This is a genomic window from Streptomonospora mangrovi (assembly GCF_027604915.1).
Taxonomy (GTDB): domain Bacteria; phylum Actinomycetota; class Actinomycetes; order Streptosporangiales; family Streptosporangiaceae; genus Streptomonospora; species Streptomonospora mangrovi.
In genome coordinates, this window is sequence record NZ_JAJAQC010000040.1 from 22,924 (window position 1) to 36,465 (window position 13,542).

Genomic DNA, 13,542 nt, shown 5'->3' on the forward strand with positions numbered 1-13,542 from the left:
CCCTGGACAGCTCCATTAGGCAAGGCTAACCTCATACGCCTGTCGTCCCCGTGCCGCCGCCTCCGGGCCGGCCCCGATGGAGGAGTGGTTGCCATGCCGGCCAACTGGCAGCGCGGCGTGCTGCGCGTGATGGGGGTGGCCAACCACCCCGTCACCGTGACCGCCGTGCGGGACTTCACCCCCTGGTACCGGCGGATCACCTTCGCCGCGCCGGAGTTCGTGCGCGGCCTGGACGTGTTCCCCACGCTGTGGCTGCGTTGTGGGTGCCCAACACCGCCAAGGGCGAGGGCCGCGTCAGCCAGCGCGGCTACACCCTGGTCGACGTCCGGCCCGACGACGGCACCTTCGCGCTGGACTTCGTGCTGCACACCACGCCGGGTCCGGCCGGGGACTGGGCGCGGGCGGCGGCCGTGGGCGACGAACTGGAGGTCGCGCTGACCCCGGCCCGCATCGGCCTGCCCCAGGGCACCTCGCACGTGCTGCTGGCGGGCGACGCCACGGCGCTGCCGGCGATCAACAGTTGGCTCGCCGCGATCCCGGCGGAGGTCCCGGTGCGGGTGCTGATCGAGGACGGCCACCCCGACACCGGCGCGCTGCCCCAGGCGCAGCGCCCGGCCTCGGCGGCCTCGGCCGACTGGCGGTGGGTGGCTCCCACGGCCGATCGCGGCGCCGCCCTGGCACGGGCCGTGCACGCGGCGGCGCCGAAGGGGGACGGCCCCGCGGAGGGCCGGGCGAACGGTGCGGCGGGCGGCCTGTACGTGTGGGCGGCGGGCGAACGCGCGCTCATCAAGCGGCTGCGCACGGTCCTGCGCGAGAGCCTGCGCCTGGAGCGGTCGCGGTTCCACACCCAGTACTACTGGATCGACGGCCGCTCAGCGGGTTGAGCGAGGACGAGAGGCAGAAGTGCCGGGCGGCCGGCCTCGGCCCCCGTGACAGGGGCCGAGCCGTCCGCCGCCGGAACCGCTCACCGCTGCTCCTGTCGCTCCTGCTCCTGCTCCTGCTCCACCTGGCGGTTCCACTCGCCCTTGCTGGACTGCCAGCCGTCCTCGTCCATGCCCAGCCGCCAGTAGCCCGAGATCGACAGCCGCTCGCGCGCCAATCCCCGGTCCTGGCGCAGGTGGCGGCGCAGCTCCTTGACGAACCCCGCCTCGCCGTGGACGAACGCCTGGACGTCGCCGGGCGGGAAGTCCAGCCCGGTCACGGCGGCCACCAGGCGGGCTCCCACCGGCTCGGCGCCGCGATGCAGCCAGGTGACCTCCGCACCGGCCGGAGCGGCGATCTTCTGCTCCTCCTCCGGTCCGGCCACCTCGATGAACGCGCGCGCCGCAGCCCCCGCCGGAAGGCCCTCCAGGGCGGCGGCGACGGCGGGCAGCGCGCTCTCGTCGCCGGCGAGCAGGTGCCAGTCGGCGGCGGGGTCGGGCGCGTAACCGCCGCCGGGCCCGGCGAAGTACATGGGGTCGCCCGGCCGCGCCCGCGCGGCCCACGGCCCGGCCAGCCCGCTGTCGCCGTGGTAGACGAAGTCGACGGTCATCTCGCCCGCCTCGCGGTCGAAGGCGCGCACGGTGTAGGTGCGCATGCTCGGCCACCGCTCGCGCGGCAGCTCGGCGCGGATCCGCTGGAGGTCGAAGGGCTCGGGGTAGTCCTCACCGGCGGGCGGGAACAGCAGCTTGACGTAGTGGTCGGTGTACTCCCCCACGGGCAGCTCCGCCAGTTGCGGGCCGCCCAGCACCACCCGGATCATGTGCGGGGTCAGCCGCTCCGAGCGCACCACGTGCGCCCGCCGCGCCCGCGGCCCCCGCCGCTGCCCCGTCCCCTGGCCCCGCGCACCCTCGTCACGCTTCTCCGGCTCGGCCATCGCGTCTCCTCCATCGGTGGATCCCACCCGCCGAGGGTACGCCGCGGCCGCCGCGCGCCGCGCCCCGCCGAAGCCTCAGCGGGACGGGAGATCCGCCACCCTCGACCGCCGAGCCGGTGGGCGGGTCAGGGGCGCCGGTGGGTGGCGGCGATGGCGGCGGCGCTGAGGATGGTCATGGCCGCGCAGGCGGCCGACAGGAACTCGTTGCCGGCGCGCCAGTGGAGGACGGCGGCGGCCAGGGCCACCACGTAGAGCAGCCAGTAGGCCGCGGCCTGCCTGAGCTGGGCGGCGCGGACGCGGGTCGGGACGCGCGGCGGTGGCGGTGCGGGGTCGGCGCGGCGGTTGCGCCAGGCGTATCGGGCCGTCACGGAGTCATCGTCGTCCCTTCGCCCCTTGGGCAGGCGCGCGTCCGGGCCGGGTGCGGCCGGGACGGCTCGGGTGGTGCTGGTCGGTACCGGGGGTCACGGTCCCGCGACAGTACGACGCCGCACCGCCCGCCCAGGTTTACCCGTGAGGCAAACACCACAGCGCAGTACCAGGTCAGCGGCCGGGGAAAGGACATGCGGAGCGACGAAGGAGAGACGAGGAGCGGAGGACACGGGGTGGCGGTCAGCGGACGAAGTACCAGCCGCCGGGGTCGCCGGGCTCACGGGTGAAGGCGTAGCGCAGGGTGTCGGCGGTGCAGGCGGCCAGGGTGATGGAGGAGGTGCCCCACACGCGGCCGTCGCCGAACTCCGAGCGGGCGATGAGGGAGGACGGGTCGTCGGTACCCGCGCCGTAGCCGCCGGTGCGGGCGCCGCCCCGGGCGGCGGCGTCCAGCAGGCCGGGCCACCGGCCCCACACGTCGGCGACGCTACCGGCTGTGCGCAACCGCTCGGCGTCGGGGCTAGGCCGGGACTCGGCGAACACCGGGGCGTGGCGGCGCGCGCGGGGCTCCTGGCCGTCGCAGCCGGTGTTGACCAGCACGGTGACCCCGACGGGCAGCCGCTGCTCGACCGCCTGGCGGCCGTCCCAGGAGTAGAGAACGGCGCGGGCGGCGTCGGCGAGCAGCAGGTGGAAGGGCTCGTAGCGGGCCAGTTCCGCGGGCGGCAGGTCGAGCTTGCCGGCCTCGGCCGCCAGCAGGGGCAGCCGCCCCCGGCTCAGGCGCAGGTCGGGCGGCACGATGGTGTCGGTGGGCGAGGCGGCGCCGGGCGGGATCCCGTTGAGCAGCGCGGCGACGCGGGGGCCGTCCGCCGGTTCGGCGCCGGTGCCGGCGGCCAGCCAGGTGCCGCCCTCGCGCTCGTCCCGGCCACCGACCAGGCGGGGGTGGTCGGGCCAGTGCGCGGCCGGCGGGCGCCAGGCCCGGTCCAGCATCTCGTCGCGCAGGGCCGCGATGACAACCGGCGTCGACTTCTCGGGGTCGAAGCCGACGATGACCGTACACATGACCGACCGCCTCCGCTCCTGGCCGCGCCCCGGCCCGGCCCGGTTCCGGCGCCGGGGGTGCGGGGTCCGGTGGCCGGGTTCGGGGTCGGGCTGGGGTCCGTTCTGTCGACGGTACGCCCGCGCGGCCGGGGCTGTTCCCACCGCCCCCGGCTTTGGCCCGGCGCCGCAGGCAGCGCCGCCGCCGGGGACGCGCGCGCGGCGTTCGCGGGGCGGCGGCGCGGTGGGCGCGGAGCCGCCGCACGGCACCCGCCGGGCGCCGTCCTGGGGCGGTCCCCACCCCGATTGGCGGGAGGGCACTACCGCGCCGGGCCGCCCGCTGCCCTAAGCTTCGGGCGAGCGGCCGGGCGCCGTGCGGCGGGCCGTGCGCCCTCCGCCGCCGCTCCGGCCCCTTTCCCCATCCCCCTCTCCCTTATTCTCCCTTGTCCCCCCTTGGAGCGTGCATGGCGTCGCTGGGCGACCGGCAGGACCGGGCGGCTGGGCCGCCCGCAGGGGTGCGCGGGCTGACGGCCGAGGAGGCCGCCCGGCGCGCCGCCGACGGACGGAGCAACGACGTGCCGGTGCGCGCCTCGCGCGGCGTCTGGCAGATCGTGCGCGGCAACGTCTTCACCCGCATCAACGCGATGGTGGCGGTGCTGTTCGCGGTGATCGCGGTCGTGGGCCCCGTCCAGGACGGCCTGTTCGCGCTGGTCATCGTGTTCAACACGCTGATCGGGATCGTGCAGGAGCTGCGCGCCAAGCGCACCCTGGACCGGCTGGCCATCGTCAACGCCGCCCGCCCCCGCGTGCTGCGCGACGGCGCCGTGGTGGCCGTCACCCCGCAGGAGATCGTCCTGGACGACGTGATCGCGGTGGGCCAGGGCGAGCAGGTGCCCGTGGACGGCGACGTGGTCGCGGCCTCCGCCCTGGAGATCGACGAGTCGCTGCTCACCGGGGAGTCCGACCCCGTGCTCAAGCGGGCCGGCGACACCGTGATGTCGGGCAGCTTCGTGGTGGCCGGCACCGGCTACTTCCGCGCCACCCGCGTGGGCCGCAACGCCTACGCCGCGCGCCTGGCCGAGGAGGCAAGCCGGTTCACCCTGGTCAGCTCCGAACTGCGCTCGGGCGTGGACCGCATCCTGCGGTTCATCACCTGGGCGCTGTTCCCCATCGGCGGCTTGCTCGTCTTCAGCCAGCTCGTGCTGGGCGGCCAGGTCACCGTCGAGGAGCCGGTGAGCGGCGGCGGGATGTCGGGGCCGGTGGCCGACGCGCTGCGCGGCATGGTGGCCGCCCTGGTGTCGATGGTGCCCGAGGGCCTGGTGCTGCTCATCAGCATCGCGTTCGCGGTGGGCGTGGTCCGGCTGGGCCGCCGCCAGTGCCTGGTGCAGGAACTGCCCGCCATCGAGGGGCTGGCGCGGGTGGACATCGTCGCCACCGACAAGACCGGCACCCTCACCGAGAACGGCATGCGCCTGACCGGGTTCCGCGACCTGGGCGGCGGCCGGGTGGCCGACCCCCGCGTGGAGCGCGAGGTGCTGGCCGCCCTCGCCGCCGCCGACCCCTCCCCCAACGCCAGCATGGCCGCCATCGCCGAGGCGTGCCCGAGTCCGCCCGACTGGGCGGTGGTGGCGCTGGCCCCCTTCTCCTCGGCGCGCAAGTGGAGCGGCGCGAGCTTCGCCACGCCCGAGGGCGAGCGGCACTGGGTGCTGGGCGCGGCCGACGTCCTGGCCGCGCCCGGCGCGCCTGAGGCCGCCGAGGCCGCGCGCCTGGCCGCCCAGGGCCTGCGGGTGCTGCTGCTGGCCCGCGCCGCCGAGCGGGTGGACGCCCCCGGCGCGCCCGGGCGCGTGGTGCCGGTGTCGCTGGTGGTGCTGGACCAGCGGCTGCGCGCTGACGCCGCGCCCACGCTGCGCTACTTCGCCCAGCAGGACGTGGCGGTCAAGGTGGTCTCGGGCGACCACCCGGCCGCCGTGGGCGCCGTGGCCCGCGAACTGGACCTGCCCGGCGGCGGCTCCCCCGCCGACGCCCGCGCCCTGCCCGAGGGCGAGGCCGAGCTGGGCGCGGCGGCCGAGCGCACCACCGCGTTCGGCCGCGTGGGGCCCGAGCGCAAGCGCGACATGGTGCGGGCGCTGCGGCGGCGCGGCCACACGGTGGCCATGACCGGCGACGGCGTCAACGACGTGCTGGCGCTGAAGGAGGCCGACGTGGGCGTGGCGATGGGCTCGGGCAGCCCGGCCTCGCGCGCGGTGGCCCAGATCGTGCTGCTGGACAACCGGTTCGCGACCCTGCCGACGGTGGTCGCCGAGGGGCGGCGGGTGATCGGCAACATCGAGCGCGTGGCCAACCTGTTCCTCACCAAGACGGTGTACTCGATGACGATGGCCAGCGTGGTGGGGGTGCTCGCGGTGGCCTACCCGTTCTTCCCCCGCCACGCCACCCTGATCAACGCGGTGACCTTCGGCATCCCGTCGTTCTTCCTGGCGCTGGCGCCCAACGTGGAGCGCGCCCGGCCCGGGTTCGTCGCGCGCACGCTGCGGCTGGCCGTGCCCGCCGGGCTGATCAGCGGGTTCGCCGCGATCACCACCTACCTGCTGGTGCTGGACGGCGCGGCGGTGCCGGCGCTGACCGACCGCACAGCGGTGGTGGTGACGCTGTGCGCGACCACGCTGTGGGTGCTGCTGCTGGTGGCGCGGCCGTTCGTGTGGTGGAAGGCGGTGCTGGTGGCGGCGATGGTGGGGCTGCTGCTGACGGCGCTGCTGACCCCGGTGGGGCAGGCGTTCTTCGCGCTGGACGTCAGCGACCCCGGCAAGATCGGCACCGCCCTGGTGGTGGCGGCGGTGGCGGCCGCGCTGATCACCGTGGTGCGGGTGGTGGACGACCGGTTCATCCGGCCGCGCGGCGCGCGCGCCCAGGCCGCGCGCGGGGAGTCGGCGGCCGACCCCGAGGCGGACCCGGCCGCCGTGTAGGCCGGGCCGTGGGGACAGCGGGCGGGCGGGGCGCGGTCGCCCCGCCCCGCCCGCTTTGGCGCTTCTCACACCGGCGGCCAGGGGATCGCCGGCCAGTCCGGCGAGGGGTAGGGGTGCACCTTGTGGTGCAGCAGCAGCCGCACCCGGTTGCGCACCGCGAAGTTCTCCGGCTCGGTGAGGTGGCGCCGCAGCTCCGCCGACACCGGGGTGTCGGGGTCCTCCAGCCGCTCGGCCAGCAGCGCCAGCCCGGCCAGCGCCTCCTCGGTCAGCGGCTCGCCCTGCCACTGCCACAGCACGGTGCGCAGCTTGTACTCCTCGGAGAAGCACACGCCGTGGTCGCAGCCGTAGAGGTGGCCCTGCCGGGTGGGCAGCAGGTGGCCGATCTTGCGGTCGGAGTTGTTGATGACCGCGTCGAAGACGGCCATGCGGCGCAGGCCCGCGTGGTCGGTGGCCCGCGCCAGCTCGATCAGGTCGACCTCGGGGTCGCCGTCGATCCAGAGCTGCACCATGCCCTCGCCGAAAGGGCCGTCGCGGTAGACGGTGGGCGGCACGATGTCCCAGCCCAGCGCGTCGGACACGGCGAACGCCGACAGCTCCCGGCCGGCGAGCGTGCCGTCGGGGAAGTCCCACAGCGGGCGCTCGCCGGCCACCGGCTTGTACACGCAGGCGGCCTCGGTGCCGCCGGCGGCGATGGTGCAGTACAGCGTGGCGTTGGAGGCGTCGGTCAGCCGACCCACCGGGGTCAGCTCGCCGGTGCTCAGCAGCTCAACGGCGTCGGTGGCCGAAAGCCCCTCGAACGACGCGGTCATGACCGCCCCCGTCCCCTCCTCCTCGACTCTGCTGGAACCGCCGGGCTACAGCCCGCCGGGCTTGTAGCCGTTCTGCCGGGGGCAGATGTGGCCGGCGGGGTCCAGCGGCTGCCCGCACAGCGGGCAGTTGGGCCGCCCCGCGGCCACCACGCGCATGGCCCGCCCCGCGAACGCGCGCGCGGCCGACGCCGTCAGGTGCACCCGCAGCACGTCGCGGTCGGCGGGCGCGTCCTGGGCGAAGACCTCGACCTCCTCGGCGTCCTCGGGCTCCTCGACCTCCTGGATCTGCTGGGCCTCGATGATCACGCGGGCGGACTCGGAGTCCCAGGCCAGGGCGAGCGTGCCCACCCGGAAGTCGGCCTCGATGGGCTGTTCCAGCGGGCCGTCGTCGACCTCGCCGACGCCCTCCTCGGGCGGCTCGCCGAAGCGGCGGCGCACCTCTTCCAGCAGCTCCTCGATGCGCTCGGCCAGCGCCGAGACCTGGGCCTTCTCGACGACGGCGCTGGTGACCCGGCCGCCGCCGGTGGCCTGGAGGAAGAAGGTGCGGTCTCCCGGCTGCCCCACCGTTCCGGCGATGAAGCGCTCCGGGGGGTCGTATTCGAACACGGACATGGAACGAACCCTAGATGATCCCGCCCAGCCTGGCGATTCGCCGCGGGGTGCGCCCTGCTCAGGCGCCGGCGGGACCGGCGGCGGGCGCCGGCGCGCCGCCGGGGCGGGCGGTGCGGGCGCCCCCGGCTCCCCCGCCCACGGCGGCCTCGCCGGAGGCGTCCTCGGGGGCGGGCACGAGCCCGGCCACCGACCCGCCGACGTCGTTGAGCCGCAGCACGAAGGGGCGCACGGCGGTGTAACGGATGGCGGTGAGCGAGCAGGGGTCGGCCTGGATGCGCTGGAACTGGTCCAGGTGCAGGCCCAGGGCGTCGGCGGTGATGGCCTTGATGACGTCGCCGTGGCTGCACACGACGTAGACCGGCGCCGCCGACTCCGCCGTCAGCCGCCGGTTCCACGCGCGCACCCCGGCCACGGCGCGCGCCGACATCTCGGTCATGGCTTCGCCGCCGGGGAAGCGGGCGGCGCTGGGGTGGGCCTGGACGGTGCGCCACAGCGGCTCGCGGGCCAGGTCGGTGAGGGCGCGGCCGGTCCACTCGCCGTAGTCGCACTCGGTGAAGGCGGCGTCGGTGGCCACGGGGCGGCCGGTGGCCTCGGCGATGGCGGCGGCGGTCTCCTGGCAGCGCTCCAGGGGGCTGGCGACGATCGCGGCGAGGTCGAGCCCGGCCAGGCGGGCGGCGAGGTCGGCGGCCTGGGCGCGGCCCCGCTCGTCCAGGTGCACGCCGGGGGCGCGGCCGGTGAGCGTGGCGCCGGTGACGGCGGTGAGGCCGTGGCGGACGAGCAGCAGGGTGGCGACGGGTTCGGGCGGCGGCGCGTCGGCGGGGCGCTCGGCCGGTTCAGGCGGTGCGGGCTGGTGCGACGGGTTCCCCATTCGCGCCACGATAGCGGCCGCCGGGGGTCGGCGGCGCCCCCGCTCCGGGACGCGGCGGAAGCGGCCCGGAGCAGGGGGCGGAGGGACGGGGCGGGTCGGGGGGCGGGGGCCTCAGCCGACGGGCTGCTGCTCCTGGCCGGTGGTCTGGCCCGCGCCGCCCTGGGCGTCGTCCTGGCGCGGGTCGTAGGGCTGGCCGGTGTAGGGGTCGATGGGCAGCCCGGTGTTGGGGTCGATCTGCACGTTCTCGCCGGTGTCGGGGTCGCGGTGCTGGCCGGTCTCGGGGTCCTGGGCCAGGCCGGTCTCGGGGTCGATCGGCCAGCCGGTGACGGGGTCCACCGACGCCGACGGCGAGGGCGAGGGGCTGGGCTCCGCCGAAGGGCTGGCCTCGGGCTCGTCGCGCGCCTCCTCCTGCTCGCTCTGCTCGCTCTCGGTGCCCACGGGCGCCTCGTCGCCGGTGGCGCCGGACTGGGGGGCGAGCACGCCGAAGCTGACCAGGGTGAGGATGAGCACGCCCAGGGCGATGCGGTAGTACACGAACGGCATGAAGCTGTGGGTGGAGATGAAGCGCATCAGCCAGGCGATGACCGCGTAGCCCACGGCGAACGCGACGACGGTGCCCACGATGGTGGCGGTCCAGCCGGCGTACTCGTCGCCGCCGATGTCGGTGAGCTGGTAGAGGCCCGAGGCGAACACGGCGGGCAGCGCCAGCAGGAACGCGTACTCGGCGGCGTCGGCGCGCTTGAAGCCCAGCAGCATGCCGCCGGTGACGGTGGCGCCGGAGCGGGAGACGCCGGGGATCAGCGCCAGGGTCTGGAAGAGGCCGAAGATCAGGCCGCGCCCGACGGTGAGGTCGCTCAGCTCGCGGTGCTTGCGGGTGTAGCGGTCCACGGCGCCCAGGATCACGCCGAAGACGATGAGGGTGAGGGCGATCAGCCGCAGGTCGCGGAAGACGCTCTCGATGTAGTCCTCCAGGGTCAGGCCCAGCACGCCGATGGGGATGGTGCCGATGATGACATACCAGCCCATGCGGGCGTTGATGTCGCGCCGCAGCTCGCGGTTGACCAGGGACCGCGTCCAGGTGGAGATGATCGCCCAGATCCGCTTGCGGAAGTAGAGGATCACCGCCAGCTCGGTGCCGATCTGGCTGACGGCGGTGAACGCCGCGCCGGGGTCGGGCCAGCCGAAGAAGGCGGAGAACACCCGCAGGTGCCCGCTGGAGGAGATGGGCAGGAATTCGGTCAGTCCCTGGATCAGTCCAAGGACGATCGCCTCAAAGATGGACACGGCGGGATCGGCTCCTGGGTTCTTCGGTTTGCGTGCGGGGCTCCTGGTGCCCTGGCGTTTCGCGATCCGGCGCACGGACGGGGTGGCTCGCGGCCGACCGTGGGAGCGGGCACGGCCGGGCGCCCGCACGTCGGCGCACGGACCGCGCGGCCACGCCGTCGCCGCACCGGGCGGCGAGGGACGCTCGCCGAGCGACGTGCAGGGGGCAGACCCCGGAAGCTTACTGGGATCACCGGGGTCGCGACATCCGGGCGAGGGCGGCGCCGCGCTGCCGGGGCGCCCGGCGCGGCGGGCGGCAACGGCCGCCGGGGCGCCCGGCGCGGGGCGGTGGCCGCAGGTGGTCGCGGGGTGCTGCGGTGCGCATCACCGTTTTCGACACCGTGACGGGGTAACCTCCGCGCCATGGAACAGCGACAGGTGGGTGGGTCGGGCCTGTGGGTGTCTCGCACCGCTCTGGGCACCATGACCTGGGGAAAGGACACCCCCGAGGACGAGGCCGCCGATTTGCTCACCGCGTTTGTGGATGCCGGCGGGACCCTGATCGACACGGCCGATATCTACGGCGGCGGCCAGAGTGAGCGGATCGTGGGCCGCCTGGTGAACGGGGTGGTCCGGCGCGACGATGTGATCATCGCCACCAAGTCCGGGCACACGCCCGAGGGGTTCCGCCCGTGCGACCTGTCGCGGCGCCACCTGCTGGCGGCGCTGGACGCGTCGCTGCGGCGGCTGGGCACCGACCACGTCGACCTGTGGCAACTGCACGTGCGCGACCCCGACACCCCGGTCGAGGAGACCCTGTCGGCGCTGGACACCGCGCTGGCCTCGGGCAAGGTCCGCTACGCCGGCACCGGCGACTTCACCGCCTGGCAGTTCGCCAAGTACGCCGCCTGGCAGCGCGCGGCGGCGGGGCTGTACCGCACCCCGATCGTGTCGGCCGGGTGCGAGTACTCCCTGCTCAACCGGAGCGCCGAGCGCGACCTGCTGCCGGCCGTGATCGACCACGGCGCCGGGCTCATCGCGTGGTCGCCGCTGGGGCGCGGCGTGCTGACCGCGCAGTACCGCAACGGCGTGCCCAGCGAGTCCCGCGCGGCGCGCAGCCACATGGCGTCCTACGTGGAGCCCTACCTGGGCGAACGCAGCCGCCGCATCGTGGAGTCGGTGTGCACCGCCGCCGAGGGCCTGGGCGTGTCCCCGCTGGCGGTGGCCTTGAGCTGGGTCCGCGACCGCCGCGGCGTGGCGGCGGCCACCGTCGGCCCGCGCACCCCCGCCCAGTTGGAGGAGATCCTGGCCACCGAGGGCGTCGAACTCCCCCGCGAGATCCGCGAGGCCCTGGACGACGCCTCCTCGGGCCCCGTGCGCTGACCGGTAGCCGGCAGGTGGTGGGCCGCGCGGCAGCCGCACCAAGAGGACATAGAGGGGGCCGCAGGCCGCAGGCCGCAGGCCGCAGGCCGCAGGCCGCAGGCCGCAGGCCGCAGGCCGCAGGCCGCAGGCCGCAGGCCGCAGGCCGCAGGCCGCAGGCCGCAGGCCGCAGGCCGCAGGCCGCAGGCCGCAGGCCGCAGGCCGCAGGCCGCAGGCCGCAGGCCGCGCAGCTTCCTCTTCCTTCCAGTTCCTTCAAAAGGGGTCATAAGCCGCGAAACCGGCGGTGCGGACTCGCGGCTGTGTGAAGCCGTCGTTGGTCCTCGCTAAGCTCCTGGGACGACCACCGCCGCCGGAGAGGAACCAGCAGCCATGCCCGAGGCGCCGACACCGACGCCGTCATCGCCGCAGTTCGCGGGCGCCGACCCGGAGGGCAGCGCGGTCGAGCGCACCGGCGAGGTCCTCGGTCGCATGGGCGCCCCCGACTCCCTGGCCGCTCCCCTGGTGGCGGCCCTCGGCCCCGGGGCGGCCGGTGAACTCGCGGCCGACCCCTGGCGGCTGCTCGCCCTGGGCTCGGTGACCCCCGAGCAGGCCGACTACTGCGCGCGGCGCGCCCTGGGCGCCGAGGCGTCGCCGGACGACCCCCGGCGCGGCCGGGCGCTGACCGCGCACCTGCTGCGCCGCGCCGTCCGCGAGGGCCACACCGCGCTGGAGGAGCGCCGCCTGGCGGGCGCGCTCCGGTCGCTGGGCGTGCGCTCGGTGGACGACGCCCTGACCGCCGCCCTGGACGACGGCGACGTCATGCTCTTCGAGATGTTCGACGAGCCCGAGGACGACTTCGCCGACGGCGACCCCGGCGAGATGCCCGACCCTGAGCGCTGGTACGCGCTGACCCGGGTCGGCCTGGCCGAGCAGGACCTGGGCGAGGGCGTGGTGCGGCTCATGGGCACCAGCGAGCCCATCATGGACTCCGCCACCGCCGCCGAGACGGTCGAGGCCACCGCCGAGCGCCTGGGCGCCGAGATCGACCCCCGCACGCAGGCGGCCCTGGTCACGGTGGCGCTGCGCGGCGTGTGCGTGCTGACCCACGGCGCGGGCGCGGCCGTGTCCGTCGCCCACACACTGGCGTGCGCGGCGGCCGTCGCGGCGGCGAGCGAGATCGGCCTCGCGGTGGCCGCGCCCACGGCCCAGGCCGCCGCGGCGCTCAACGCCGACCTGGCCGCCCTGGGCGCGGGCGAGGACGTCCGCGCCGTGTCGCTGTCGGCGCTGCTGGAGGCCCAGGCCCCCGGTGTCTACGCCCGTGGCGCCGAGCGCCCGCTGGAGGCCGGACTGGTGGTGGTCACCGGGGCGATGTGGCTGGACGTCGAGCGCGCCGCCGCGCTGGTCGACGCCTGCGCCGACGGCACGCACCTGGTGCTGGTCGCCGACCCCGCCCAGGCGCCCTCGGCGGCGCCGGGCCGGGTGGTGGCCGACCTGGTGGCCTCGCGCGCGGTGCACGTGGCGGAACTGCCCGACGGCCCGCGGCCCGGCCCCATCGCCCACCTGGCGGGGCTGGTGGCGGGCGGCGCGCTGGAGGAGGTGCCCGCGCCCGAGCGGGAGGTCGTGGTGGTCCCGGCGGACTCGGCAGCGGCGGCGGCGCACCGGGCGGTGCAGCTCATCACCGACTCCATCCCCCGGGCGCTGGGCATCCCGGCGGAGCAGGTGCAACTGGTGGCGGCCACGCGCGGCGGCGAGGCGGGCACCGAGGCGCTCAACCGCGCCTGCAAGGAGCGCTTCAACCCGGGGCCGGGCACGCACAACGGCCTGGACGTGGGCGACCGCGTCGTCATCACCGCCGACGGCCCCGGCTACGCGGCGGGCGACGTCGGCTACCTGCGCGCCGAGGGCTCGCCGGATGCGGCGGGGGCGACGGAGTCGGTGGAGGCGACGGAGGGAGCCGAGGCCGCCGCGTCACCCGAGGCGCCGGGAACCGCCGCGGCGGCGGAGGCACCTGGGGAGGCTGATGCGGTCGCGGCGGGCGCCGCCGGAGGCGGCAACGCCGGCACACCGGGCACGGGCACCGGCCTGTTCGTGGAACTGCCCGGCGGTTCGCGTGTCCCGGTCGCCGACCTCAGCCACCTGCGTCCCGGCTGGGCGCTCACCGTGGCCGCCGCCCACGGCGGCACCTGGCCGGCGGTGGTGGCGGTCTTCCCACCCGAGACCAAGGGGTCGCGCCCGCAGGTCTACACCGCCGTGTCGGCGGCCCGCCGCCACCTGTCCGTCGTGCAGGCGGCAGGCCCGTCCCTGGCCACGGCCGTGCGCGACAACGCGGCCATCAACCGCCACACCCGCCTGGTCCAGGTCCTGCGCGAGGGCTGAGACGCCGGGGAGCGAGCCCGCAAGGGCGGGGGCGCG

General features: G+C 76.1%; 11 protein-coding genes. 4 read left to right on the forward strand and 7 right to left on the reverse strand.

Features of this window, described 5'->3' with window-relative positions:
• The first annotated feature begins 50 nt into the window (after nt 1-50).
• A complete protein-coding gene (locus LG943_RS20485; RefSeq protein WP_270073945.1) occupies nt 51-884 on the forward strand; it encodes a siderophore-interacting protein in 834 nt (277 codons plus the stop codon).
• Between the two features lie 80 nt (nt 885-964).
• Here the strand turns inward: LG943_RS20485 and LG943_RS20490 are convergent, their stop codons facing one another.
• The 3 genes from LG943_RS20490 to LG943_RS20500 form a co-directional block, all read right to left on the reverse strand.
• The gene (locus LG943_RS20490; RefSeq protein WP_270073946.1) at nt 965-1,855 is read right to left on the reverse strand and encodes a siderophore-interacting protein; all 891 of its coding nucleotides are present in this window, start codon (nt 1,853-1,855) and stop codon (nt 965-967) included.
• A 125-nt stretch (nt 1,856-1,980) separates the two neighbouring features.
• Complete coding sequence (locus LG943_RS20495) at nt 1,981-2,223, reverse strand: hypothetical protein (protein WP_270073947.1); 243 nt, start codon at nt 2,221-2,223, stop codon at nt 1,981-1,983.
• 241 nt (nt 2,224-2,464) lie between these two features.
• The gene (locus LG943_RS20500; protein WP_270073948.1) at nt 2,465-3,280 is read right to left on the reverse strand and encodes an NRDE family protein; all 816 of its coding nucleotides are present in this window, start codon (nt 3,278-3,280) and stop codon (nt 2,465-2,467) included.
• A gap of 440 nt (nt 3,281-3,720) precedes the next feature.
• On the opposite strand from LG943_RS20500, the gene LG943_RS20505 reads away from it, so the two are divergent.
• The gene (locus LG943_RS20505; protein ID WP_270073949.1) at nt 3,721-6,219 is read left to right on the forward strand and encodes an HAD-IC family P-type ATPase; all 2,499 of its coding nucleotides are present in this window, start codon (nt 3,721-3,723) and stop codon (nt 6,217-6,219) included.
• Nucleotides 6,220-6,284: 65 nt separating this feature from the next.
• Here LG943_RS20505 and LG943_RS20510 read toward each other — a convergent pair whose 3' ends face one another.
• The 4 genes from LG943_RS20510 to LG943_RS20525 form a co-directional block, all read right to left on the reverse strand.
• Nucleotides 6,285-7,028, reverse strand: a complete 744-nt coding sequence (locus LG943_RS20510; RefSeq protein WP_270073950.1) for an SCO1664 family protein — start codon at nt 7,026-7,028, stop codon at nt 6,285-6,287.
• A gap of 45 nt (nt 7,029-7,073) precedes the next feature.
• Nucleotides 7,074-7,640, reverse strand: a complete 567-nt coding sequence (locus tag LG943_RS20515) for a DUF3090 domain-containing protein (RefSeq protein ID WP_270073951.1) — start codon at nt 7,638-7,640, stop codon at nt 7,074-7,076.
• Nucleotides 7,641-7,698: 58 nt separating this feature from the next.
• Complete coding sequence (locus tag LG943_RS20520) at nt 7,699-8,508, reverse strand: MSMEG_4193 family putative phosphomutase (protein ID WP_270073952.1); 810 nt, start codon at nt 8,506-8,508, stop codon at nt 7,699-7,701.
• Nucleotides 8,509-8,619: 111 nt separating this feature from the next.
• A complete protein-coding gene (locus LG943_RS20525; RefSeq protein ID WP_270073953.1) occupies nt 8,620-9,792 on the reverse strand; it encodes an undecaprenyl-diphosphate phosphatase in 1,173 nt (390 codons plus the stop codon).
• 402 nt (nt 9,793-10,194) lie between these two features.
• Between LG943_RS20525 and LG943_RS20530 the strand changes: the two genes are divergently transcribed.
• Both LG943_RS20530 and LG943_RS20535 read left to right on the forward strand, forming a co-directional pair.
• Nucleotides 10,195-11,154: an aldo/keto reductase gene (locus LG943_RS20530; protein ID WP_270073954.1), complete on the forward strand. Its 960-nt coding sequence runs from the start codon at nt 10,195-10,197 to the stop codon at nt 11,152-11,154.
• 366 nt (nt 11,155-11,520) lie between these two features.
• Complete coding sequence (locus tag LG943_RS20535; RefSeq protein WP_270073955.1) at nt 11,521-13,506, forward strand: AAA family ATPase; 1,986 nt, start codon at nt 11,521-11,523, stop codon at nt 13,504-13,506.
• The last annotated feature ends 36 nt before the right edge of the window (nt 13,507-13,542 follow it).